Raw genomic sequence first — 17,681 nt, 5'->3', positions numbered from 1 at the left:
TCCGCGCGGTGGTCCCACGCCATCGGGCCGACTCCCACGAGGAGGCCGACGGCCGCCGCCAACGGCGGCCGGATCAGCGCCGGGGTCCGGGAGACCGGGGACGGGGCACACCGCGCACTTCACCGACCCCGCCGACTTCCCGTGGAGGACCACCGTCGCATGACCCCCGTTTCCCGCACCTCGTACCCGCGCCCCGACCCGCCGACCCGGGAGCCCCGGAGGGGCGGGCGAATCGGCGGGTTCGGTGGGATCAGGTTCGGGGGGATCAGGGGGTGGTGAGGACGACGAGTTGGCGGGTGGCGCGGGTCATCGAGACGTAGTGGTCGACCGCCCCCTCGACGCCCGTGCCGTAACCCTCCGGGTCGATGAGGACGACCAGGTCGAACTCCAGCCCCTTCACCAGCTCCGGCGTCAGGGAACGGACCCGCGACGACGGTGCCCGGAAGCCGGTGCCGAAGTCGGCGTCGCCGATGACGCAGGCGGTGCCCTCGGTGTGCTCGGCGAGCCAGTCGGCGAGGATCGAATCCAGCTCCCCGACGGAGCCGTGGAGCACGGGGACGCCACCGCGTCGGATGGAGGTGGGCACGTTGGCGTCCGGGAGCACGGCCCGGATGACCGGTTCGGCCTCCGCCATCACCTCCTCCGGCGTGCGGTAGTTGATGCCCAGCGAGGCCACCTCGATCCGGTGGAGCCCGATCCGCTCCAACCGTTCCCGCCAGGTCTCGGTGAAGCCGTGCCGGGCCTGGGCCCGGTCCCCGACGATGGTGAAACTCCGGGACGGACAACGCGGCAGCAGCATCCGCCACTCCGCGTCGGTGAGTTCCTGCGCCTCGTCCACGACGATGTGGGCGAACGGACCGGCGAGGGATTCGGGTTCGAGGTCGGGCAGTTCGCTCTCGTCGATCAGGCTGTCGCGCAGGTCCTGGCCGTGCAGCATCGTCACCGCGCCCTCGCCGTCGTGGTCGGACGCGATGACGTTGTCGATGACGCCGGCCATGCGTTCCCGCTGGGCGGCGAGGGCAGCCTCGCGCCGGCGCCGGTGGCGGGCCGCGTGCGGGTCGCCGAGTCGCTGCCGGGCCGCGTCCAGGAGCGGCAGGTCGGACACGGTCCAGGCGTCGGGAACCTCGCGTCGTAGCCGGCGCGCCTCGTCGGGCGAGAGCCAGGGGGCGCACAGCCGCAGGTAGGCGGGGACCGTCCACAGGTCCCCGACCAGGTCGGTCGCCTCGATCAACGGCCAGGCGCGGCGGAGGGTGTCGGCCGGTTCCCGGTCCTGCCGCAGCGCCCGGGAGAACTGTTCGGGTGGGACGTCGGTGCCACTCCTGTCCATCAGGATCTCGACCAGCGCTTTCCAGATCCGCGCGCGGGCCTCGTTGTGCGGGGTGCCCGGTTCCGGGGCCGCGAACGCCTCGGCCCAGTCGTCGGCGGTCAGCCGGATCCCGGACCAGGGGGTGGTGATGGTCATCCCCTCGGTGGGCGGCTCCTCGTAGATCGCGACGGCCGCCTCGATCGCCCCGACCATCTCCGCGGACGATTTCAGGCGGGCGACCTCCGGGTCGCTCTCGACCACCGCCCCGGCCCCCTGGGGCACGAGGTCCCGCAGGGTGCAGGTGCGCACGCCCTCCTCCCCGAGGCCGGGCAGGATGTCGGCGACATAGGACAGGTAGGGCTGGTGCGGGCCGACGAAGAGCACCCCACCGGCCCGCCGGTGGCCGAGCCGGGGGTCGGAGTAGAGGAGATAGGCGGAACGGTGCAGGGCGACGACGGTCTTGCCCGTGCCCGGCCCGCCGTCCACGACGAGGGCGCCGCGCGATCCCGCCCGGATGACGGCGTCCTGGTCCGCCTGGATGGTGGCGAGCACGTCCCGCATCCGTGACGAGCGGCTGCCGCCCAGTTCGGCGATGAAGGCGGAGTGGTCGTCGAGCGCGGCGTGTCCCTCCAGTCCGTCGGCGGTGAACACCTCGTCCCAGTAGTCACCGATCCGGCCGGCGGTCCAGCGGTACCGGCGGCGGCTCACCAGCCCCATCGGGTTGGCGTGGGTGGCGCCGAAGAACGGCTCGGCGGCGGGGGAGCGCCAGTCGATCAACAGCCGCCGGCCCTCGTCGTCGGTGAGTCCGAGCCGCCCGATGTACAGCGGCTCGGGGTCCTCCGCGCGGACGATGTGTCCGAGGCAGAGGTCCAGGCCGAAGCGGTTCAGGGTGCGCAGACGGGTGTCCAGGCGGTGGACCTCCAGGTCCCGGTCCATCGCAGCCCTGCCGATGCCGCCGGGCGCACGCAGCTCGACGTCGAGGCGGTCGGAGAGTTCGGCGATCGTCCGCTCCAGGGTCTCCGCGATGGCCGCGAAGTGTTGTTCGTCGTCGGAGATCAGCGACGGAGCCGCCTTGGCGGCGAGGCGTCCCGGCAGGTCGAACACGCCGGTGGTCATCGGTTCCACGGTCACCGGCTCCGATCCGGGGTCGCCGCGTCGGCGGGGCCCGGGGGCGCGACCTCCGACCTCGGCTCGACGCGGGTGCACCACCCGTGGGGCGGCAAAGGTGTACGCACTTCGTGGATCTCCCGTTTTCGCAGGTTCCGGCTCAGGTCGGAGATTCTGCGGCATCACCCGGGTCTTGCCGCAAGCCCCCGGGTGCGCTATACGTTGGGAGTGGCGAGGGACACGTGTTCCCTCGCTTTCGTCGTTCCCGCCCGCTTCCGGCGATCGGGCGCCTCCGGCGGGGTTTTCCCGGTACCCCGGTGCGCGGCCCCACCCCGGCGCGGGGGAGCGCACTCCCGGGCGCCGGGGCGGGTGAGTGGTCAGGAGTGCTTCCAGCGCTGACCGTCGTCGCGGATCTCGCAGTGGATCATCCGGCCGTTGGCGTCGTGGGTGGACATGCCCACGTGCGCGTTGGCGCAGAACTGTCCCGCCTTGTAACAGTTGCCCGCCGGGGACATCAGCTCGCACTGCCCGTTCCAGCCTCCTCCATCCGAGCCGTCACTCCCGGTGGAACCGCCGCCCCCACCGGTCGTGCCCCCACCGGTGGTCGTGTTCTCCGGCTTCGGGGGCGGCGGCGGGGTGTAGGAGGGGTCGTTCTTCTCGTCCAGGTAGCCACCGTTCCCGGCCGGGCACGTCGTACCCTCCACCACCGACAGCGTCACCGAGGTGTCCGGTCGGACGTCCTTCCCGGCGGCGGGTGCCTGGAAGCAGACGGTGTAGTCGTCGCCGTTCTCCCTCACCTCGGCGGCGGTGAGGGAGACATCCAGGTAGGCGGATTCCGGCTTCGGCTTCTTCCCCCCGACCCCGCTCAGCTGCTCCACGGCCGCCGTGTAGGTGACGCCGGTGACCTCCGGCAGTTCCGGCCAGAGCACCTCGTCGCCGGGTTTCTTCGGACAGAGCGCGCCGGGCCGCACGGCCCCGTAGGTGACGGAGCCGTACCCGATCTCCTCGAAACAGACCTGCCAGTCGTCGGCGGGGGTGCCGTTCCCCTTGTTGGCGTTTTCGGCGGTGACCTCGTATCCCGCCGCTTCGGCGGCCCGCGTGGCCTTCTCCAGGCTCCGGCCGATCTGTGGATCGACGCTCTTCGGGGCCGCCGTCACGGTCTCGGTCACCGTGACGGTTTCCGTGACGGTGGGCCGCGGTGTCGGAGCCTGTTCGGCGCCGGCTGTCGAGCAGGACGTGAGCAGGAGCATTCCGGCCGCTCCGACGGCCATCCGGCCGGCGAACCGGCGTATGCGGGCACGCTTGATCATCGGGTTCTCCCCCCTGGAGAACTGCGGTCCGCGCCTCGCGGTCGCAGTGTGTGGCGTGAGGGAGCACTCCATCACCGGACGCACCATCAAATACGCGAATACGATGCACCGATTCCGCTTTGTGATGTTCCGGTGTGCCCGGCGGGACGGTTCGGTGGTGCTCCGGGGTCGACCGGGGCCGCCGAACCCGCGTTCCCGGCCGGGACCGCGGAACGGTCAGGCCATGGTCTTCGCGCCGTCGAGGGCCTCGCGGATGATGTCGGCGTGGCCGGCGTGCTGCGCCGTCTCGGCGATGATGTGCAGCAGCACCCGGCGGGCCGACCAGCGGGCACCGGGTTCGAACCACGGGGCCTCGGGCAGCGGGTGATCGGCGTCGAGGTCGGGCAGTTCGGCGACCAGCGCGTCGGTCCGGCGGGCCGTCTCGGCGTGCTCCTCCAGGACCCCGGCCAGGGTCTCGCCCGGCAGCAGCACGAACTCGTTGTTCCGTCGCTCCCGGTCGGCCTCGGTCATCTCGGTGAAGTTCCCCATCGCGTCCGGTCCCTCGGCGATGAAGGACGCCCATTCGCGCTCGGTGGCGGACACGTGCTTGATCAGCCCGCCGATGCACAGCTCGCTCCCGGTGGTGCGCCGCCGTGCCTGCTCGTCGGTGAGGTCGCGGGCGGTGTACCGCAGGAAGTGGCGGTGGGTCGCCAGGGTCTCCAGTAGATCGGCGCGCTCGCGGGCCCCCGGCGCCGGGGTGCTCGTGCCGGTCGTCGAGCCCTCGGTGGGGTTCGCGGTGGTCGTCTCGCGCGTGGTCGTCCCGTATGTGGTCATGGCTCCGCCCTTCGTTGGTGGCGGGTCGTGCGGCCCGCTCCGTCGCTTCGAGATGATCCTGAAATCGATAGAGGCCGGTTTCCGTCCGCAATCGGCACGAGAATCGGGGCATGGCGAACACCAGCACCCGAACGCTGCGTCTGTTGTCCCTCCTCCAGACCCACCGTTACTGGCCCGGCGCCGAACTCGCCGGGCGCTTGGGGGTCTCGCCGCGCACCCTGCGCCGGGACATCGAACGACTGCGTGAGCTGGGCTATCCGGTGGACGCGCAGCGCGGCGTGGACGGCGGCTACCAGCTCGCGGCCGGCGCGGTCCTGCCGCCGCTGGTCATCGACGACGAGGAGGCGGTCGCCCTGGTGGTGGGACTGCAGACCGCCGCCCGGAGCGCGGTGGAGGGCATCTCCGAATCCTCGGTGCGGGTGCTGGCGAAGGTGGTGCAGGTGATGCCCTCCCGGCTGCGGAGCCGGGTGGAGGCCCTGAGCGCGGTGACGGTGCCCGTGGACTGGGGAGGCCCGGAGGCGGCACCGGTCGATCCGGGGGTGCTCACCGTTCTCGCGCCGGCCTGTCGCGCGTCCGAGCGGCTGCGCTTCTCCTACACGACCGCCGACTCCCGGAGCAGCGAGCGGCACGTGGAGCCGTACCGGCTGGTCTGTCCCGGTCGACGCTGGTATCTGATCGCCTACGACCTCGACCGGCACGATTGGCGCAACTTCCGGGTCGACCGGATCAGCGGGCCGGCCGCGACGGGGGAGCGGTTCCGTCCCCGGGAACTGCCGGCCGCCGATGCCGCCGATTTCCTCCGGGGGAAGCTGGACAACCTGCCCCGCCCGTACCGGGTGGAGGCGGTGATCGATGCCCCGGTCGCCGTGGTGCGGGAGCGGATCGGCCCGTGGAGCACGGTCGAGGCGATCGACGCCGAGCGGTGCCGGGTGCGGATGACCGCCGATTCCCTGGAGTGGCCGTTGATGGCGCTGGGCGCGGCGGGGGCGGACTTCCGGGTGGTCGAGCCGCCGGAGCTGTTCGATCTGGTCCGGGAACGGGCGGAGCGGTTCGGCCGCGCCGGCCGGGAATCATCCCCGGTCGGGGAGGTACACGGGGACGTCGGGGACGGGGAGTGAGCCGGTTCCCGACGCGCGGGGGCGCACCACGGGGGACGGAGGGCTCGGGGAACCGCCGCCGCGCGGGATCGGAACCGCCGGCGGGTGGGGAAGCTCGCGCAAGTGCGGTTGAGACCGGATGAGGTGGCGGCTCTGGAGACCGTTCTCGTCACCCTGGAGCCGGCCTCCGTCTCCGATGCTCTCCGGGAGGGATTGCGCAGGCCGGCCCGCGAGGCGGAGGAGATCAAGGCGGCTCGGGAGATCCGCGGTTTTTACGGGGAGGGAGGAGCCCCGCTGCCGGATGGTGTTACCGCGCCCACGGATGAGGAACTGCGTGCGGTGGACGAGATGGAATGGTGAGTTGTGCGGCCCTTCGAGGGGAGGTATGGGCGTGTGCCCTGCCACAACCCATCGGGCCGCATCCGGTGATGGTGCTCACGGTCGATCGTGTGGCCGGCCCTCTCGCTTCCGTCACCGTGGCGGTTGTCACGGGGACCCGGGAGGCCGAGACCACGCACGTGGCGGTGGGGCCGGAGTCCGACCTCAGAAGACACGACGAGTCATATGTGAACTGCTCCGACCTGCACACCGTCGCGAAATCCCGCTTGCGACGCGGGATGGGCTTGTTGGGGGGCGCCGAGATGCGTGCGGTGGAGAAGGCTCTCGCGTTGGTCCTCGGTCTGTAGGCGCACCCGGTCGAGGGCGGGGCTCTCCCGGGCGATGCCCCGTCGCCTCCGCCCCCTGCCCCCGGGCGCGCCGGAGCCCCGGTCCGGGGGGACCGGGGCTCCGACTACCAGGGGGCTGTTCTTCTCACCCGTCACCTGTCGCCGTCGGCGGGCGGGGGCCCGCCGACGGCACCGACCTCGGCGGAGGTCAGTTCACGGGCGGGTACGCGTTGGCCAGCAGCTCCCGGAACTGGGCCGAGAACCAGTGGCCGGCGACCGGGGCGTCCGGCAGGGCGCCGGAGGGGCTGAAGCCGTTACGGGCGTTGCCCTGGTAGGTCGGGTCGCACATCCGGTCGAAGCCCTTGCCCTCGTCGTTCGGGATCTCGCGGCTGGCACCGTCCGACTCCCCCGGGGGCTTGATCCACACGTAGGCGTCGATCCCCGGAGCGGGGGCCGTCGTCGGGCGCTCACCGAGGCCGGCACCGGCCTGGTTGCACCAGTTGCCCTTGTTGAATCGCTGCTCGATCCGGCTGCCGTCGACGTAGGCGTCGACGTTGGTCATCGGGCCCGGGCCGGTGGGACGGTTCGGGCCGCCCCAGCCGTTGCGGGAGGTGTCGATGAGCATGCCGATGCCGCTGTCGAAGCCCTGACGGACCAGCTCCTGACGGAGGGCCTGCGCGAAGCTCTGCTCATCGACGTAGTCGTTCCAGTCGACGAACTCCGCCTGCCGCACGCTGACGCCGTTCACCGTGTCGGTGACCTTGAAGTACGGCTCCACGGTGGGGCTGTAGTTGGAGGTGTTGGTGATGAAGCCGTGGACGTCGGCCGGGGTGGCACCCTCGGCGCCGGCGGCCTCACGGAAGATCTGGGCCGACGGGACGAAGTTGCTGTCCCAGCCGATCCAGCCGTGGTGGGCGGCGTCGATGTAGTTGTAGACGTTGGGGATGGCGCCCAGGGTGGCCAGCGCGTGGCCGACACCGCGGACGTAGCCCCGGTTGGCGAGCATCCGGTCGCACATCTCGGTGGCGCCCTCGCTGTTGCCGACGTTGGTCACCAGGTTCGGCAGCGAGTCGATCTCGATGACGGCCACGATCCGCAGGTCCGAGTACTTCGAATCCGACAGGATGTCCGCGATCGGGGCGATGTACTCGTCCTTGTAGCGGTCGAGCTCCTCCGCCCCGAGCTCACCGTTGGACGCCAGGGCGGCGCAGTCACGGCCGGGCAGGTTGTAGATGACGACCTGGAAGACGAAGTTGTCGTGGTCCTGCGCCTGGACGACCGCCTCGTCGAGGTGCTCGCGCAGGCCCATGGTCCGGTTGCCCGCCTGGCCGGAGCCCTCGATGGCCGCGATGCGGTCCAACCAGACACCGGTCGGGAGGTGGGCGATCGCCGAACCGCCGGGCTCGGAGGCCGCGTTGGCGGACCACTCGGGGTTCACGTAGACGCCGGCGCCCACGTAGGGGTTGTCGACGCGCTCACCGGGGGGCGGGTTGGTCCCGCCGTTCCCGCCGTTCCCGCCGTCGTTTCCGCCGTTCCCGCCGTCGTTTCCGCCGTTGCCCCCGTCGTTCCCGCCGTTCCCGCCGTCACTGCCGCCGGAGCCGCCGTCGTCGGAGCAGTTGACGCCGTTGACCGAGAAGGAGGTCGGGGCGGCGTTGGAGCCGGAGTAGCTGAAGTTGCCGCCGAAGCTCACCGAGGAGCCCGCCGAGATGTTCCGGTTCCAGTCGAGGTTGGAGGCCGTCACGTTCGAACCGGACTGCGACCACTGGGCGTTCCAGCCCTGCTGGAGCCGCTGGTTGCCGCTGTAGGCGTAGGTGAGGGTCCAGCCGTTGATGGCGGCGGAACCACCGTTGTTGATGGTGATGTTGGCGGTGAAGCCGGAGCCCCAGTCATTGGTGGAGTAGTCCACCGAACAACCGAGCGCGTTGGCGGACGCGGTGCCCTGCATGAGGCCGCCTGCCCCGACACCGGCCGCGAGCAGCGCGGTGGCGGAAAGGATGGCGGTGCGCTGCGTGAAGCGCCGCTTGGGTGGGGGGTTGGTGCGGCTCATTGGGGTCCTCTCAGGAGGTGTCTTCTGGTGCGCCGTCCCGGGCGCCTGGCTGGTGGAACCGCTCCCACTGGTTGAAGGGAAGGTAGCCGCAACAACCGCCTCCCGCCAAGGGGTTGTTCGAGAATTGACGGCCCACCAGGGGCTTAACCAGGCCTTTGAGCTGAGGTTGTGTCAAGAGTATTGACGCGTTCGGGGGTTCCCCCGATCCTTGGGAGCGCTCCCACTGGTTTCCATGCTCACGTCAGCCGAGACCGGCCGACGCTCGCTTCCCCAGCACCCGTACATCCCGGGTACACCCCCCCATGAGAGCCGCACGGAAGGGACCGTCCATGCGCTTCCGCAGCACCACCGATCCCACCGGAGGGCCGCCGGACGGCGGACCGGGGCGCAGACGTCGCCCCACCCGACGGATCGCCGTCGCCGCCATCGCCGCGATGGCCATGCCCCTCACCCTCACCACCGCGCTCAACGGCACCGCGCAGGCCAACGAGCTCAGCTGTGACGTCGTCTACAACGTCAACGACTGGGGCTCCGGCTTCACCGCCAACATCACCATCAACAACCTCGGGTCCACCGCCATCAACGGCTGGACCCTCACCTACGACTACAGCGGCAACCAGCGGCTCCAGCAGGGCTGGAACGCCCAGTGGTCGCAGTCCGGCCGCACGGTCACCGCCTCCAACCTCGACTGGAACCGGAGCATCCCGGCCCGCGGCTCCACCGGCTTCGGCGGCAACTTCAGCTACTCCGGCTCCAACGAGGCCCCCACCTCGTTCCGGGTCAACGGCGTGACCTGCGGCGAGGAGGCCACCGCCCCCTCCATCATCGCCACCCCCTCCACCGTCGCCGTCGCCGCGGGCTCCACCGCGACCTTCGGCCTGCGGCTGTCCAACCAGCCCCAGGGCAACGTCTCCGTCTCCGTGGCCCGCAGCTCCGGGGACACCGGTGTGAGCGTCTCCTCCGGCACCTCGTTGACCTTCACCCCGGCCAACTGGAACACCCCGCAGCAGGTGACGGTCTCCGCCGCCGCCTCCGCGAGCGGCTCGGCCGTGGTCACCGCGAGCGCCCCCGGCCTGGACCCGGTGAACGTCACCGTCACCCTGCTGAGCGAGGCCACGGGCGAGTACGAGGAGCGGTTCCTCGAACTGCACGCCATGGTCACCGACCCGGCCAACGGCTACTTCTCCGACGAGGGCATCCCGTACCACGCGGTGGAGACCCTCAACGTCGAGGCGCCCGACCACGGTCACGAGACGACCTCCGAGGCCTACAGCTACCTCATCTGGCTGCAGGCGATGTACGGGAAGATCACCGGTGACTGGGGCCCCTTCAACGAGGCCTGGGGAACCATGGAGCGGTACATGATCCCCGGTACCGCGGACCAGCCCACCAACAGCTTCTACAACCCGTCCAGCCCGGCGACCTACGCCGCCGAGCACCCGGACCCCTCGATGTACCCGTCGGCGCTCCAGTCGAACGTGCCGGTCGGCAGCGACCCGCTGGCCGCCGAACTGTCCTCGACCTACGGCACCAGCGAGATCTACGGCATGCACTGGTTGCAGGACGTGGACAACGTCTACGGCTTCGGCAACGCGCCCGGCGCCCCGTGCGCCGGTGGTCCCGAGACCGAGGGCCCGTCCTTCATCAACACCTTCCAGCGCGGCTCGCAGGAGTCGGTCTGGGAGACCGTCCCGCACCCGTCCTGCGAGGACTTCTCCTTCGGCGGCCCCAACGGCTACCTCGACCTGTACGTGCAGGACGACGCCTACGCCGAGCAGTGGCGCTACACCAACGCCCCCGACGCCGACGCCCGCGCCGTGCAGGCGGCCTTCTGGGCCAAGCGCTGGGCCGAGGAGCAGGGCAACGGCGCCGCCGTCGCCGGTACCGTCGCCAAGGCCGCGCAGATGGGTGACTACCTGCGCTACGCCCTGTTCGACAAGTACTTCAAGCGGATCGGCAACTGCACCAACGCCCAGACCTGCCCCGCCGGCTCCGGCCGCGACAGCGCCCACTACCTGCTGTCCTGGTACTACGCCTGGGGCGGCGCGCTGGACTCCTCCGCCGGCTGGGCCTGGCGCATCGGCGGCAGCCACTCGCACTTCGGCTACCAGAACCCCATGGCCGCCTACGCGCTGAGCACCGACCCCGACCTGATCCCGAACTCGCCGACCGCACGACAGGACTGGGCCAACAGCCTGCAGCGCCAGGTCGAGCTGTACCGCTGGCTGCAGTCCCGCGAGGGCGGTATCGCCGGTGGCGTGACCAACAGCTGGGAGGGCTCCTACGACGCCCCGCCGGCCGGCACCGCCACCTTCTACGGCATGTTCTACGACGAGGCCCCGGTCTACCGGGACCCGCCGTCGAACCAGTGGTTCGGCATGCAGGCCTGGTCGATGCAGCGGGTCGCCGAGCTGTACTGGGAGACCGGCGACGAGATGGCGGGCGAGGTCCTCGACAAGTGGGTCGACTGGGTCCTGGGCGAGATCGAGATCGGCACCAACGGTGACTTCTCCATCCCGTCCACGCTCTCCTGGTCCGGTCAGCCGGACAACTGGAACCCGAACAACCCCGGCGCGAACAACGGCCTGAGCGTGACCGTCACCGGCCACAACCAGGACGTCGGCGTCACCGGCTCGCTCGCCAACGCGCTGCTGTTCTACGCGGCGGCCACCGGCGACACCGCCGCCCGGGACGCGGGCAAGGGCCTGCTGGACGCCCTCTGGGAGCACCGCGACGACATCGGCATCGCCGTCCCGGAGAGCCGTGGCGACTACTCCCGGTTCGACCAGGAGGTCTACGTCCCGCCGGGGTGGAGCGGCACCATGCCCAACGGTGACGTCATCGACTCCGATTCGACCTTCCTCTCCATCCGGTCCTTCTACGAGAACGACCCGGACTGGCCGAAGGTCGAGGCGTACCTCAACGGTGGACCGGAGCCGGTCTTCGAGTACCACCGGTTCTGGGCGCAGGCGGACATCGCCATGGCCCTGGGCACCTACGCCGACCTGTTCGGCGACGAGTGACCCCGCGGTGCCGGCGTTCCCGGGCGGGTGACGTCGGCACCGCGACCCGGTCCCGTCCCCCCTGCCACCGGCGGGGGCGGGACCGGCCGGCGGCCGAGGCGCCGCCGGTCCGCGCGGCGGTCCGGGGAGGACGACCCCCGGACCGCCGCTTCGGCGTGCCCGCCCGGCGCCCGGCGGGGCACCGGGCGTGCCGGGCTTTCGGGCGCGCCGTTGATGGGTGGCACCCGGGCGGGTGGGGGCGATCCGTCGGTCGGTGGGGGAGGGCACGGCACGACACGGCCGTCCCGCACGATGTGTGCCGTCCCGAGCACCGCCCGGGGCGCGCCGGGGAGCCGGGGTGGGAGCCCCGCCGGTCGGAGTCGGTGGGACCCGTTCGGTTGCCCCGACACCGGGGACGGCGCGGCCCGTTCCGCCGCCGCTGTCGGTGCCCCGACGTAGGCTGGGTCACATGTGCGGACGCTATGCGACCAGCCGCCGGCCGGAGGAGTTGGCGGCGCTCTTCGACATCCGACACCTCGCCGAGGACGCGGCCGACCTCGGCCCGGACTGGAACGTCGCGCCCACCAAACGGGTGCCGGCCGTTCTCGAGCGCGCGCTGAAGGGGGCGGACGGCGGCTCCGGCGACGGTGAGCCGGTGCGTCAGCTGCGCCCGCTGCGCTGGGGGCTGGTCCCCTCCTGGGCCAAGTCACCCGACGTGGGCGTGAAGATGATCAATGCCCGGGCCGAGACCGTGCACGAGAAGCCCTCCTACCGCAAACCCTTCGTCGCCCGCCGCTGCCTGCTGCCGGCGGACGGCTACTACGAGTGGCTCACCTTCCACGAGGAGCGGAAGGAGGAGGAGAAGGGCAAGCGCAAGCGGTCCCGCAAGCAGCCCTGGTACATCACTCCGGCGGACGGCTCGGTGATGGCCCTCGCCGGGCTCTACGGGTTCTGGCGGGACTCCACCCTGCCCGACGACCACCCGGGCGCGTGGTGGGCCACGTGCACGGTCGTCACCACCGAGGCCGAGACCGATCCGCTGCCCGGTGTGGACCCCGCCGAGGTCGGACCGAACCGCCCCGGCAGCCTCTCGGACATCCACCCCCGGATGCCGCTGGCCCTGCCGCCCGAGCGCTGGGACGCCTGGCTGGACCCCGCGTTCACCGACCCCGAGGGGGTGCGCGGCCTGCTGGACCCGCCCCCGCCGGGCACCATGCGCGCGTACCCGGTCGGCGTCGAGGTGAGCAACGTCCGCAACAACGGCCCGGAGTTGACGGAGGCGCTGGCCGCGCCGGAGGAGAGCACGCTCTTCTGATGGCCGCAGCCCGTTCCGCACGCCCCGCCCGGCCCCCCGTGCCCCGGGCCGGCTCCGCCGCGCCCACCGGCGACCGCGCCCGGCCCGCACCGCCGCCGACGCCGTCCCCCGGCGCGGTCCACGAGGTGGACACCCCCGCCGGCCCCGCCCGGATCACCTGGCACCCGGCCGGGCGTCCCCGGCTGACCCTCGCCCTCGGCCACGGAGCCGGCGGCGGCATCGGCGCGCCCGACCTGGTGGCCCTCGCCGCCGCGCTGCCGGCACGCGGGGTGACCATCGCACTGGTGGAACAGCCCTGGCGCGTCGCCGGGAAGCGGCTGGCGCCCGCGCCCCGCACCCTGGACACCGCCTGGCGGGCGCTGTGGCCGGCGCTGGCCGACCCGGCGGACGACGCGGCGGGAACCACCACCGCCGGAACCGTGCCGCCGGTGGTCGCCGGCGGGCGCAGCGCCGGTGCCCGGGTGGCCTGCCGTACCGCCGGGGAGACCGGTGCGATCGGTGTCCTCGCCCTGGCCTTCCCACTGCACCCACCGGGCCGCGCGGAGCGATCCCGGGCGGGGGAGTTGACGGCGGTCACCGGCGCCGGGCTGCCACTGCTGGTGGTGCAGGGCGCGCGTGACCCGTTCGGCCGTCCGCAGGAGTTCCCGGAGGGGATCGACCCGGTGACCGTGCCGGCGGCCGACCACGCGTTCGCCGTCGGCGCCCGTTCCGGAGTGGACCCGGCGGAAACGACGGCGACCATCGTCGCGGCGGTCGCCGACTGGACCCTCGCCCTGCCCGCCGCGACCTGAGGCCCCCGGTCGGGGAAGGCGGTCCCGGCGGGGCGGTCCCCGGTCCCCGAACACCGGGCGGGATATTCGACGGGATGGTCGGACGACCCGCTCGGGGCCGGTCCCGGAGGGCCCGGTGGGACGGCCGCACGGATGGTTCGGGGTGGTGTCCCGGGCCCGTGCCGGGAGGGGGCGGGGTTCGGGGCCCCGGTCGGCGGGTGCCTCCGGCGGGTTCGCCGGCGCCCGGTCGGACGCGGGCGATCCCGCCCGGTGACCGGCGGTGGCCGGGCCCGGGTGCCCTCGTGTCCCCGGGGAGGAAGTCGGCCGGGAAGGTCGGGGTGGTGTCCCGGGCCCGTGCCGGGAGGGGGCGGGGTTCGGGGCCCCGGTCGGCGGGTGCCTCGGCCGGTTCGCCGGCGCCGGCCGGCTGATCGGGTGAGAGGTGCCGCCCGGGGCGTTCACCGCCGCCCGGGGCGGGGGACACATCCCCCGAAACGCCCGGGAATGCCCGGGCGTCCGGGGGTGTTGAGGCAGATGCGGGAGGTGGACCCGACCGGGTCCGTGCCCCGCCGGACGCGCGGCGTCGGGAGCCCCGCTCCCGACACGCCCGGGCCGGAAGCCGTTCGCCACTCGTTCGTACCGCAGTGAGGAGAGCGACCCCATGGGATCGACCGCATGCCCGCCCCGCCGGAGCCGGGAGACCGCCGCGACGGTCGATTGGGCGACGCTGCGGCTCGCGGCCGAGGGCCCCGCTCGAGGGGCGCCCGCCCCCGGTCGTCGTCTATTCTCCGAGACAAGTGTGGCCGCCACGGAGTCGGCCACCCCGGTGAAGGAGGTGGGTCCGGTCACCACGACCGACGGCGAGAGCGGCGACGGGGAGAACACCGGCGTGCCGACCGACGGATCGGACGGGCGGTCGGAGACCCCCGAGGAGCGCAACGCCCGCTTCGAGCGGGACGCGCTGGAGTACCTCGACCAGATGTACTCCGCCGCGCTGCGGATGACCCGCAATCCGGCGGACGCCGAGGACCTGGTGCAGGAGACCTACGCCAAGGCGTACGCCTCCTTCCACCAGTTCCGCGCGGGCACCAACCTCAAGGCGTGGATGTACCGCATCCTCACCAACACGTTCATCAACTCCTACCGCAAGAAGCAGCGCGAACCGCAGCGCAGCGCGGCCGAGGAGATCGAGGACTGGCAACTCGCGCGGGCCGAGTCGCACATGTCCAACGGCCTGCAGACGGCCGAGTCGCAGGCGCTGGACCGTCTGCCCGACACGGACGTCAAGCGGGCCCTGCAGACCATTCCCGAGGACTTCCGGATCGCGGTCTACCTCGCCGATGTCGAGGGATTCGCGTACAAGGAGATCGCCGACATCATGGGGACCCCCATCGGTACGGTGATGTCCCGCCTGCACCGCGGGCGTCGTCAGTTGCGTGATCTGCTCGGCGACTACGCGCGCGAGCGCGGCCTGGTCGGTTCGGGCGCGGGGAAGGGTTCGGGCTCATGAGTTGCGGACAACCGCACGAGACGGACTGCGCGGAGATCCTCGATCACCTCTACGAGTACCTGGACAGTGAGATGTCCGACGAAGAACGGGCCAAGTTCGGCCGGCACCTGGACGAGTGTTCACCCTGCCTGGAGAAGTACGGGCTGGAGCAGTCGGTGAAGAAGCTGGTCAAGCGGTGTTGTGGGCACGATGACGTGCCCGGCGACCTGAGGTCGAAGGTGATGCGGCGGATCGAGGGGATCCGTGCCGGGGAGGTCACTCCGAGCGAGACGGCGCCGGGCACACCGCCCCCGTCGCCCGCGGCCTTCCCCATCGAGCCGCCCCTGGCCTCGCCGGACGCGACACCGGCCCCCGCGTCGGCCCCGGCGCGGACGGAGACCTCCGGCGAGGGGTGAGCCCCGCCGGCACCGCCGGTCGGCGTCCGCTCCGGGCGGGCGCGAACCGGGGGATCGCGCGTTCGAAATCGCCGGGCTCGGGTCCGCTCCGGCCGGCGCGATCCCGGCGACGCGGCTCGCGTCACACGACCCGTGCCGCGCGACCCGCCTCATCCGGTCGGCGTCACATGATCCGGATGGAATCGTTCATCCGCTCGGCATCTCCTCCGCGGCGCGTTTCCCCGGCACCGCTCGTTTCCGGCCGTTCCCACCCGCGGGGAACCCCCGGCGGCCAGGCCCGGCCCTCCCGGCGTCGCCGTCGGGCCGCCGACCGGCGCGTTTCCCGGAGGGCGGCCGGTCCCGGCCCGAACCGCTCGGATCGGGCCGGCGGGACACCCGCCGGGATGCGGGAAAGGCCCCCGGGGCAATATCGTCTCGCGCGGTGCCCCGGGCGGGGCCATGCTGTGAGCACGACCGCCCGGGGAGGATTGGGCGGGCGCCGACGCGGACAGGAGACAGTGGGCACACCGGAAGTGGACGTGGCGACACATCGGCACCTCGACACGCCGGCTACGAGGCGGGAACCGGGCAGGTCATCGTGAGGATCTTCGGCAGGGTTCGGCAGCGGCCGTCCACCGACTGGCGGCTGGCCACCCATCGGGCGTTCACCCTCATCGACGACGGCCGGTACGAGGACGCGGGAGAGCTGCTCACCCGGGCGGCCGACCTGGAGCCGTGGCTGTCTGAGTCCTGGTTCAACCTCGCACTGCTGCACAAGTTCCGCCACGACTGGGAGCGCTCGCGCGCCGCCGGCCTGCGGGCCGTGGCACTGCTGGAGCGTCACGCGGGCGCCCCCGACTGGTGGAACGTCGGCATCGCCGCCACCGCGTTGCAGGATTGGCCGCTGGCCCGCCGGGCCTGGCAGGCGTACGGGCTGGACGTCCCCCAACGACAGGGCGCCTCCGACGAGCCGCTGGGCATGGCGCTGGGCGGCGCTGCGGTGCGGCTCTCCCCCGAGGGGGAGTCCGAGGTGGTCTGGGGTCGCCGCCTGGACCCGGCCCGCATGGTGATCCGCAACATCCCGTTGCCGTCCTCCGGGCGGCGCTGGGGCGAGGTCGTGCTCCACGACGGGGTGCCCAATGGTGAGCGGACCATCATCGGCCCCGATGGGCACACCACCGTGCACCCGGTCTTCGACGAGATCGAGCTGTGGGCCCCGTCGTCGGTCCCCACCTGGGTGGTCCTCCTGGAAGCGGCCGAGGAGTCCGACCGGGACGCCCTGGAGCGGCTGGCGGCCGAGGCCGGGTACGCGGCGGAGGACTGGTCCTCCTCGGTGCGGCTGCTGTGCCGGGCGTGCTCCGAGAGCCGGATGCCCAGCGAGCAGGGCGACGGGCTGGCGCAGCACGATCCGCACGACCACAGCGTGCCGGGCCGACCGGGGCCGCTGGGGCACACCGGGGCCGGGATGCTGTGGTCGCCCGAACGCGAGTGCGGACTGGCTGCGCCGGCCTCGTTGGTCAAGGGCCTGCTCGACGGCTGGGTGGCCGACTCCCCGGACACCCGTGAGTGGCGGGACCTGGAAGAGGTCTGCTGACCCCGCGCCCGCCCCGGGCCCCGCGCCCGCCGGGACGGGGGACGGCCCGTGCACCGTAAGCTGTATGCGGCCCCGGGGGCCGTTACAGCTGCGGAGCGAGGAAGGCGGGCTGCGGACCATGGCGCGGCAGGAGACCGATCAGCGGGTCGAGGACGAGTTCATCGACGACACCCGGGACTGCGAGCAGCGCGAGCGCGCCCATCGGGAGCGCGGCACCGCCCGCCCCATCACGGTGGTGGGCAACCCGGTCCTGCACCGGGAGTGCCGGGAGGTGACCGCGTTCGACGAGTCGCTGGCCGCGCTGGTGGACGACATGTTCGCCAGCCAGCGGGCCGCCGAGGGCGTCGGGCTGGCCGCCAACCAGATCGGTGTGGACCTCAAGGTCTTCGTCTACGACTGCGCCGACGACGAGGGTGTGCGGCACGTGGGTGTGGTCTGCAACCCCGTCCTGGAGGACCTGCCGGCCGACCGGCGGGTGCTGGACGACAACAACGAGGGCTGCCTGTCGGTGCCCACCGCCTACGCGGAACTGGCCCGTCCCGACTACGCCGTGGTGCGGGGGCAGGATCTCGAGGGCAACCCGATCCGGGTGGAGGGCACCGGCTACTTCGCGCGCTGCCTCCAGCACGAGACCGATCACCTCTACGGGCGCCTGTACATCGACCGACTCTCCAAGCGGGAGCGGAAGAGCGCGCTGAAAATGATGGAGGAGAACACCCCCCGGTACGAAACCGTGCCGAACGGCTGACGGCGCTTCACCCGCTCCCAGCGGGG

Annotated in this window: 13 protein-coding genes and 1 pseudogene; 10 read left to right on the top strand and 4 right to left on the bottom strand. The window is 72.4% G+C overall.

Annotated elements, in window-relative coordinates; genetic code table 11:
* Positions 1 to 265 precede the first annotated feature (265 nt).
* The 3 genes from helR to LZF96_RS17395 all read right to left on the bottom strand — a co-directional run bounded on the left by helR (position 266) and on the right by LZF96_RS17395 (position 4,536).
* Positions 266 to 2,422 (bottom strand): RNA polymerase recycling motor ATPase HelR, encoded by a 2,157-nt coding sequence (gene helR, locus LZF96_RS17405; protein ID WP_233873041.1) that lies wholly within the window; start codon positions 2,420 to 2,422, stop codon positions 266 to 268.
* A 368-nt stretch (positions 2,423 to 2,790) separates the two neighbouring features.
* On the bottom strand, positions 2,791 to 3,723 hold the full coding sequence (locus tag LZF96_RS17400; RefSeq protein WP_233873037.1) for a PASTA domain-containing protein: 933 nt from the start codon (positions 3,721 to 3,723) through the stop codon (positions 2,791 to 2,793).
* Positions 3,724 to 3,939: 216 nt separating this feature from the next.
* Entirely contained in the window at positions 3,940 to 4,536 is a 597-nt protein-coding gene (locus tag LZF96_RS17395; protein WP_233873034.1) for a DinB family protein, read from the bottom strand.
* 110 nt (positions 4,537 to 4,646) lie between these two features.
* Between LZF96_RS17395 and LZF96_RS17390 the strand changes: the two genes are divergently transcribed.
* The 3 genes from LZF96_RS17390 (at position 4,647) to LZF96_RS17380 (ending at position 6,319) form a co-directional block, all read left to right on the top strand.
* A complete protein-coding gene (locus tag LZF96_RS17390; protein ID WP_233873031.1) occupies positions 4,647 to 5,654 on the top strand; it encodes a YafY family protein in 1,008 nt (335 codons plus the stop codon).
* Between the two features lie 102 nt (positions 5,655 to 5,756).
* Positions 5,757 to 5,993, top strand: coding sequence for a hypothetical protein (locus tag LZF96_RS17385; protein ID WP_233873028.1), 237 nt, complete (start codon positions 5,757 to 5,759; stop codon positions 5,991 to 5,993).
* Entirely contained in the window at positions 5,987 to 6,319 is a 333-nt protein-coding gene (locus tag LZF96_RS17380) for a type II toxin-antitoxin system PemK/MazF family toxin (RefSeq protein ID WP_267941031.1), read from the top strand. Before LZF96_RS17385 ends, LZF96_RS17380 begins: the two co-directional genes overlap by 7 nt.
* Positions 6,320 to 6,506: 187 nt before the next feature.
* Here the strand turns inward: LZF96_RS17380 and LZF96_RS17375 are convergent, their stop codons facing one another.
* Positions 6,507 to 8,345 carry a glycoside hydrolase family 6 protein gene (locus LZF96_RS17375; RefSeq protein WP_233873022.1) on the bottom strand — a complete coding sequence of 613 codons (1,839 nt, stop codon included), beginning with the start codon at positions 8,343 to 8,345 and terminating at the stop codon, positions 6,507 to 6,509.
* Positions 8,346 to 8,674: 329 nt separating this feature from the next.
* On the opposite strand from LZF96_RS17375, the gene LZF96_RS17370 reads away from it, so the two are divergent.
* The 7 genes and pseudogenes from LZF96_RS17370 (at position 8,675) to def (ending at position 17,655) form a co-directional block, all read left to right on the top strand.
* Positions 8,675 to 11,368 carry a glycoside hydrolase family 48 protein gene (locus tag LZF96_RS17370; RefSeq protein ID WP_233873019.1) on the top strand — a complete coding sequence of 898 codons (2,694 nt, stop codon included), beginning with the start codon at positions 8,675 to 8,677 and terminating at the stop codon, positions 11,366 to 11,368.
* Between the two features lie 448 nt (positions 11,369 to 11,816).
* Positions 11,817 to 12,662, top strand: a complete 846-nt coding sequence (locus LZF96_RS17365) for an SOS response-associated peptidase (RefSeq protein WP_233873016.1) — start codon at positions 11,817 to 11,819, stop codon at positions 12,660 to 12,662.
* The gene (locus LZF96_RS17360; RefSeq protein WP_233873013.1) at positions 12,662 to 13,453 is read left to right on the top strand and encodes an alpha/beta family hydrolase; all 792 of its coding nucleotides are present in this window, start codon (positions 12,662 to 12,664) and stop codon (positions 13,451 to 13,453) included. Before LZF96_RS17365 ends, LZF96_RS17360 begins: the two co-directional genes overlap by 1 nt.
* Before the next feature lie 637 nt (positions 13,454 to 14,090).
* Positions 14,091 to 14,939: a sigma-70 family RNA polymerase sigma factor gene (locus LZF96_RS17355; protein WP_267941030.1), complete on the top strand. Its 849-nt coding sequence runs from the start codon at positions 14,091 to 14,093 to the stop codon at positions 14,937 to 14,939.
* Positions 14,936 to 15,235, top strand: a pseudogene (gene rsrA / locus LZF96_RS17350) (mycothiol system anti-sigma-R factor); the annotation flags it as partial. The gene LZF96_RS17355 and the pseudogene rsrA, both read left to right, overlap by 4 nt.
* A gap of 676 nt (positions 15,236 to 15,911) precedes the next feature.
* The gene (locus LZF96_RS17345; protein ID WP_233873007.1) at positions 15,912 to 16,907 is read left to right on the top strand and encodes a hypothetical protein; all 996 of its coding nucleotides are present in this window, start codon (positions 15,912 to 15,914) and stop codon (positions 16,905 to 16,907) included.
* A gap of 118 nt (positions 16,908 to 17,025) precedes the next feature.
* Positions 17,026 to 17,655: a peptide deformylase gene (gene def, locus LZF96_RS17340; protein ID WP_233873004.1), complete on the top strand. Its 630-nt coding sequence runs from the start codon at positions 17,026 to 17,028 to the stop codon at positions 17,653 to 17,655.
* Positions 17,656 to 17,681: the final 26 nt, after the last annotated feature.

Origin of the sequence: Streptomyces sp. ST2-7A, from assembly GCF_021390475.1 — a bacterium.
GTDB lineage: Bacteria > Actinomycetota > Actinomycetes > Streptomycetales > Streptomycetaceae > Streptomyces.
The sequence above is the reverse complement of the archived record's forward strand: the minus strand, read 5'-3'. Positions and strand labels throughout refer to the sequence as shown.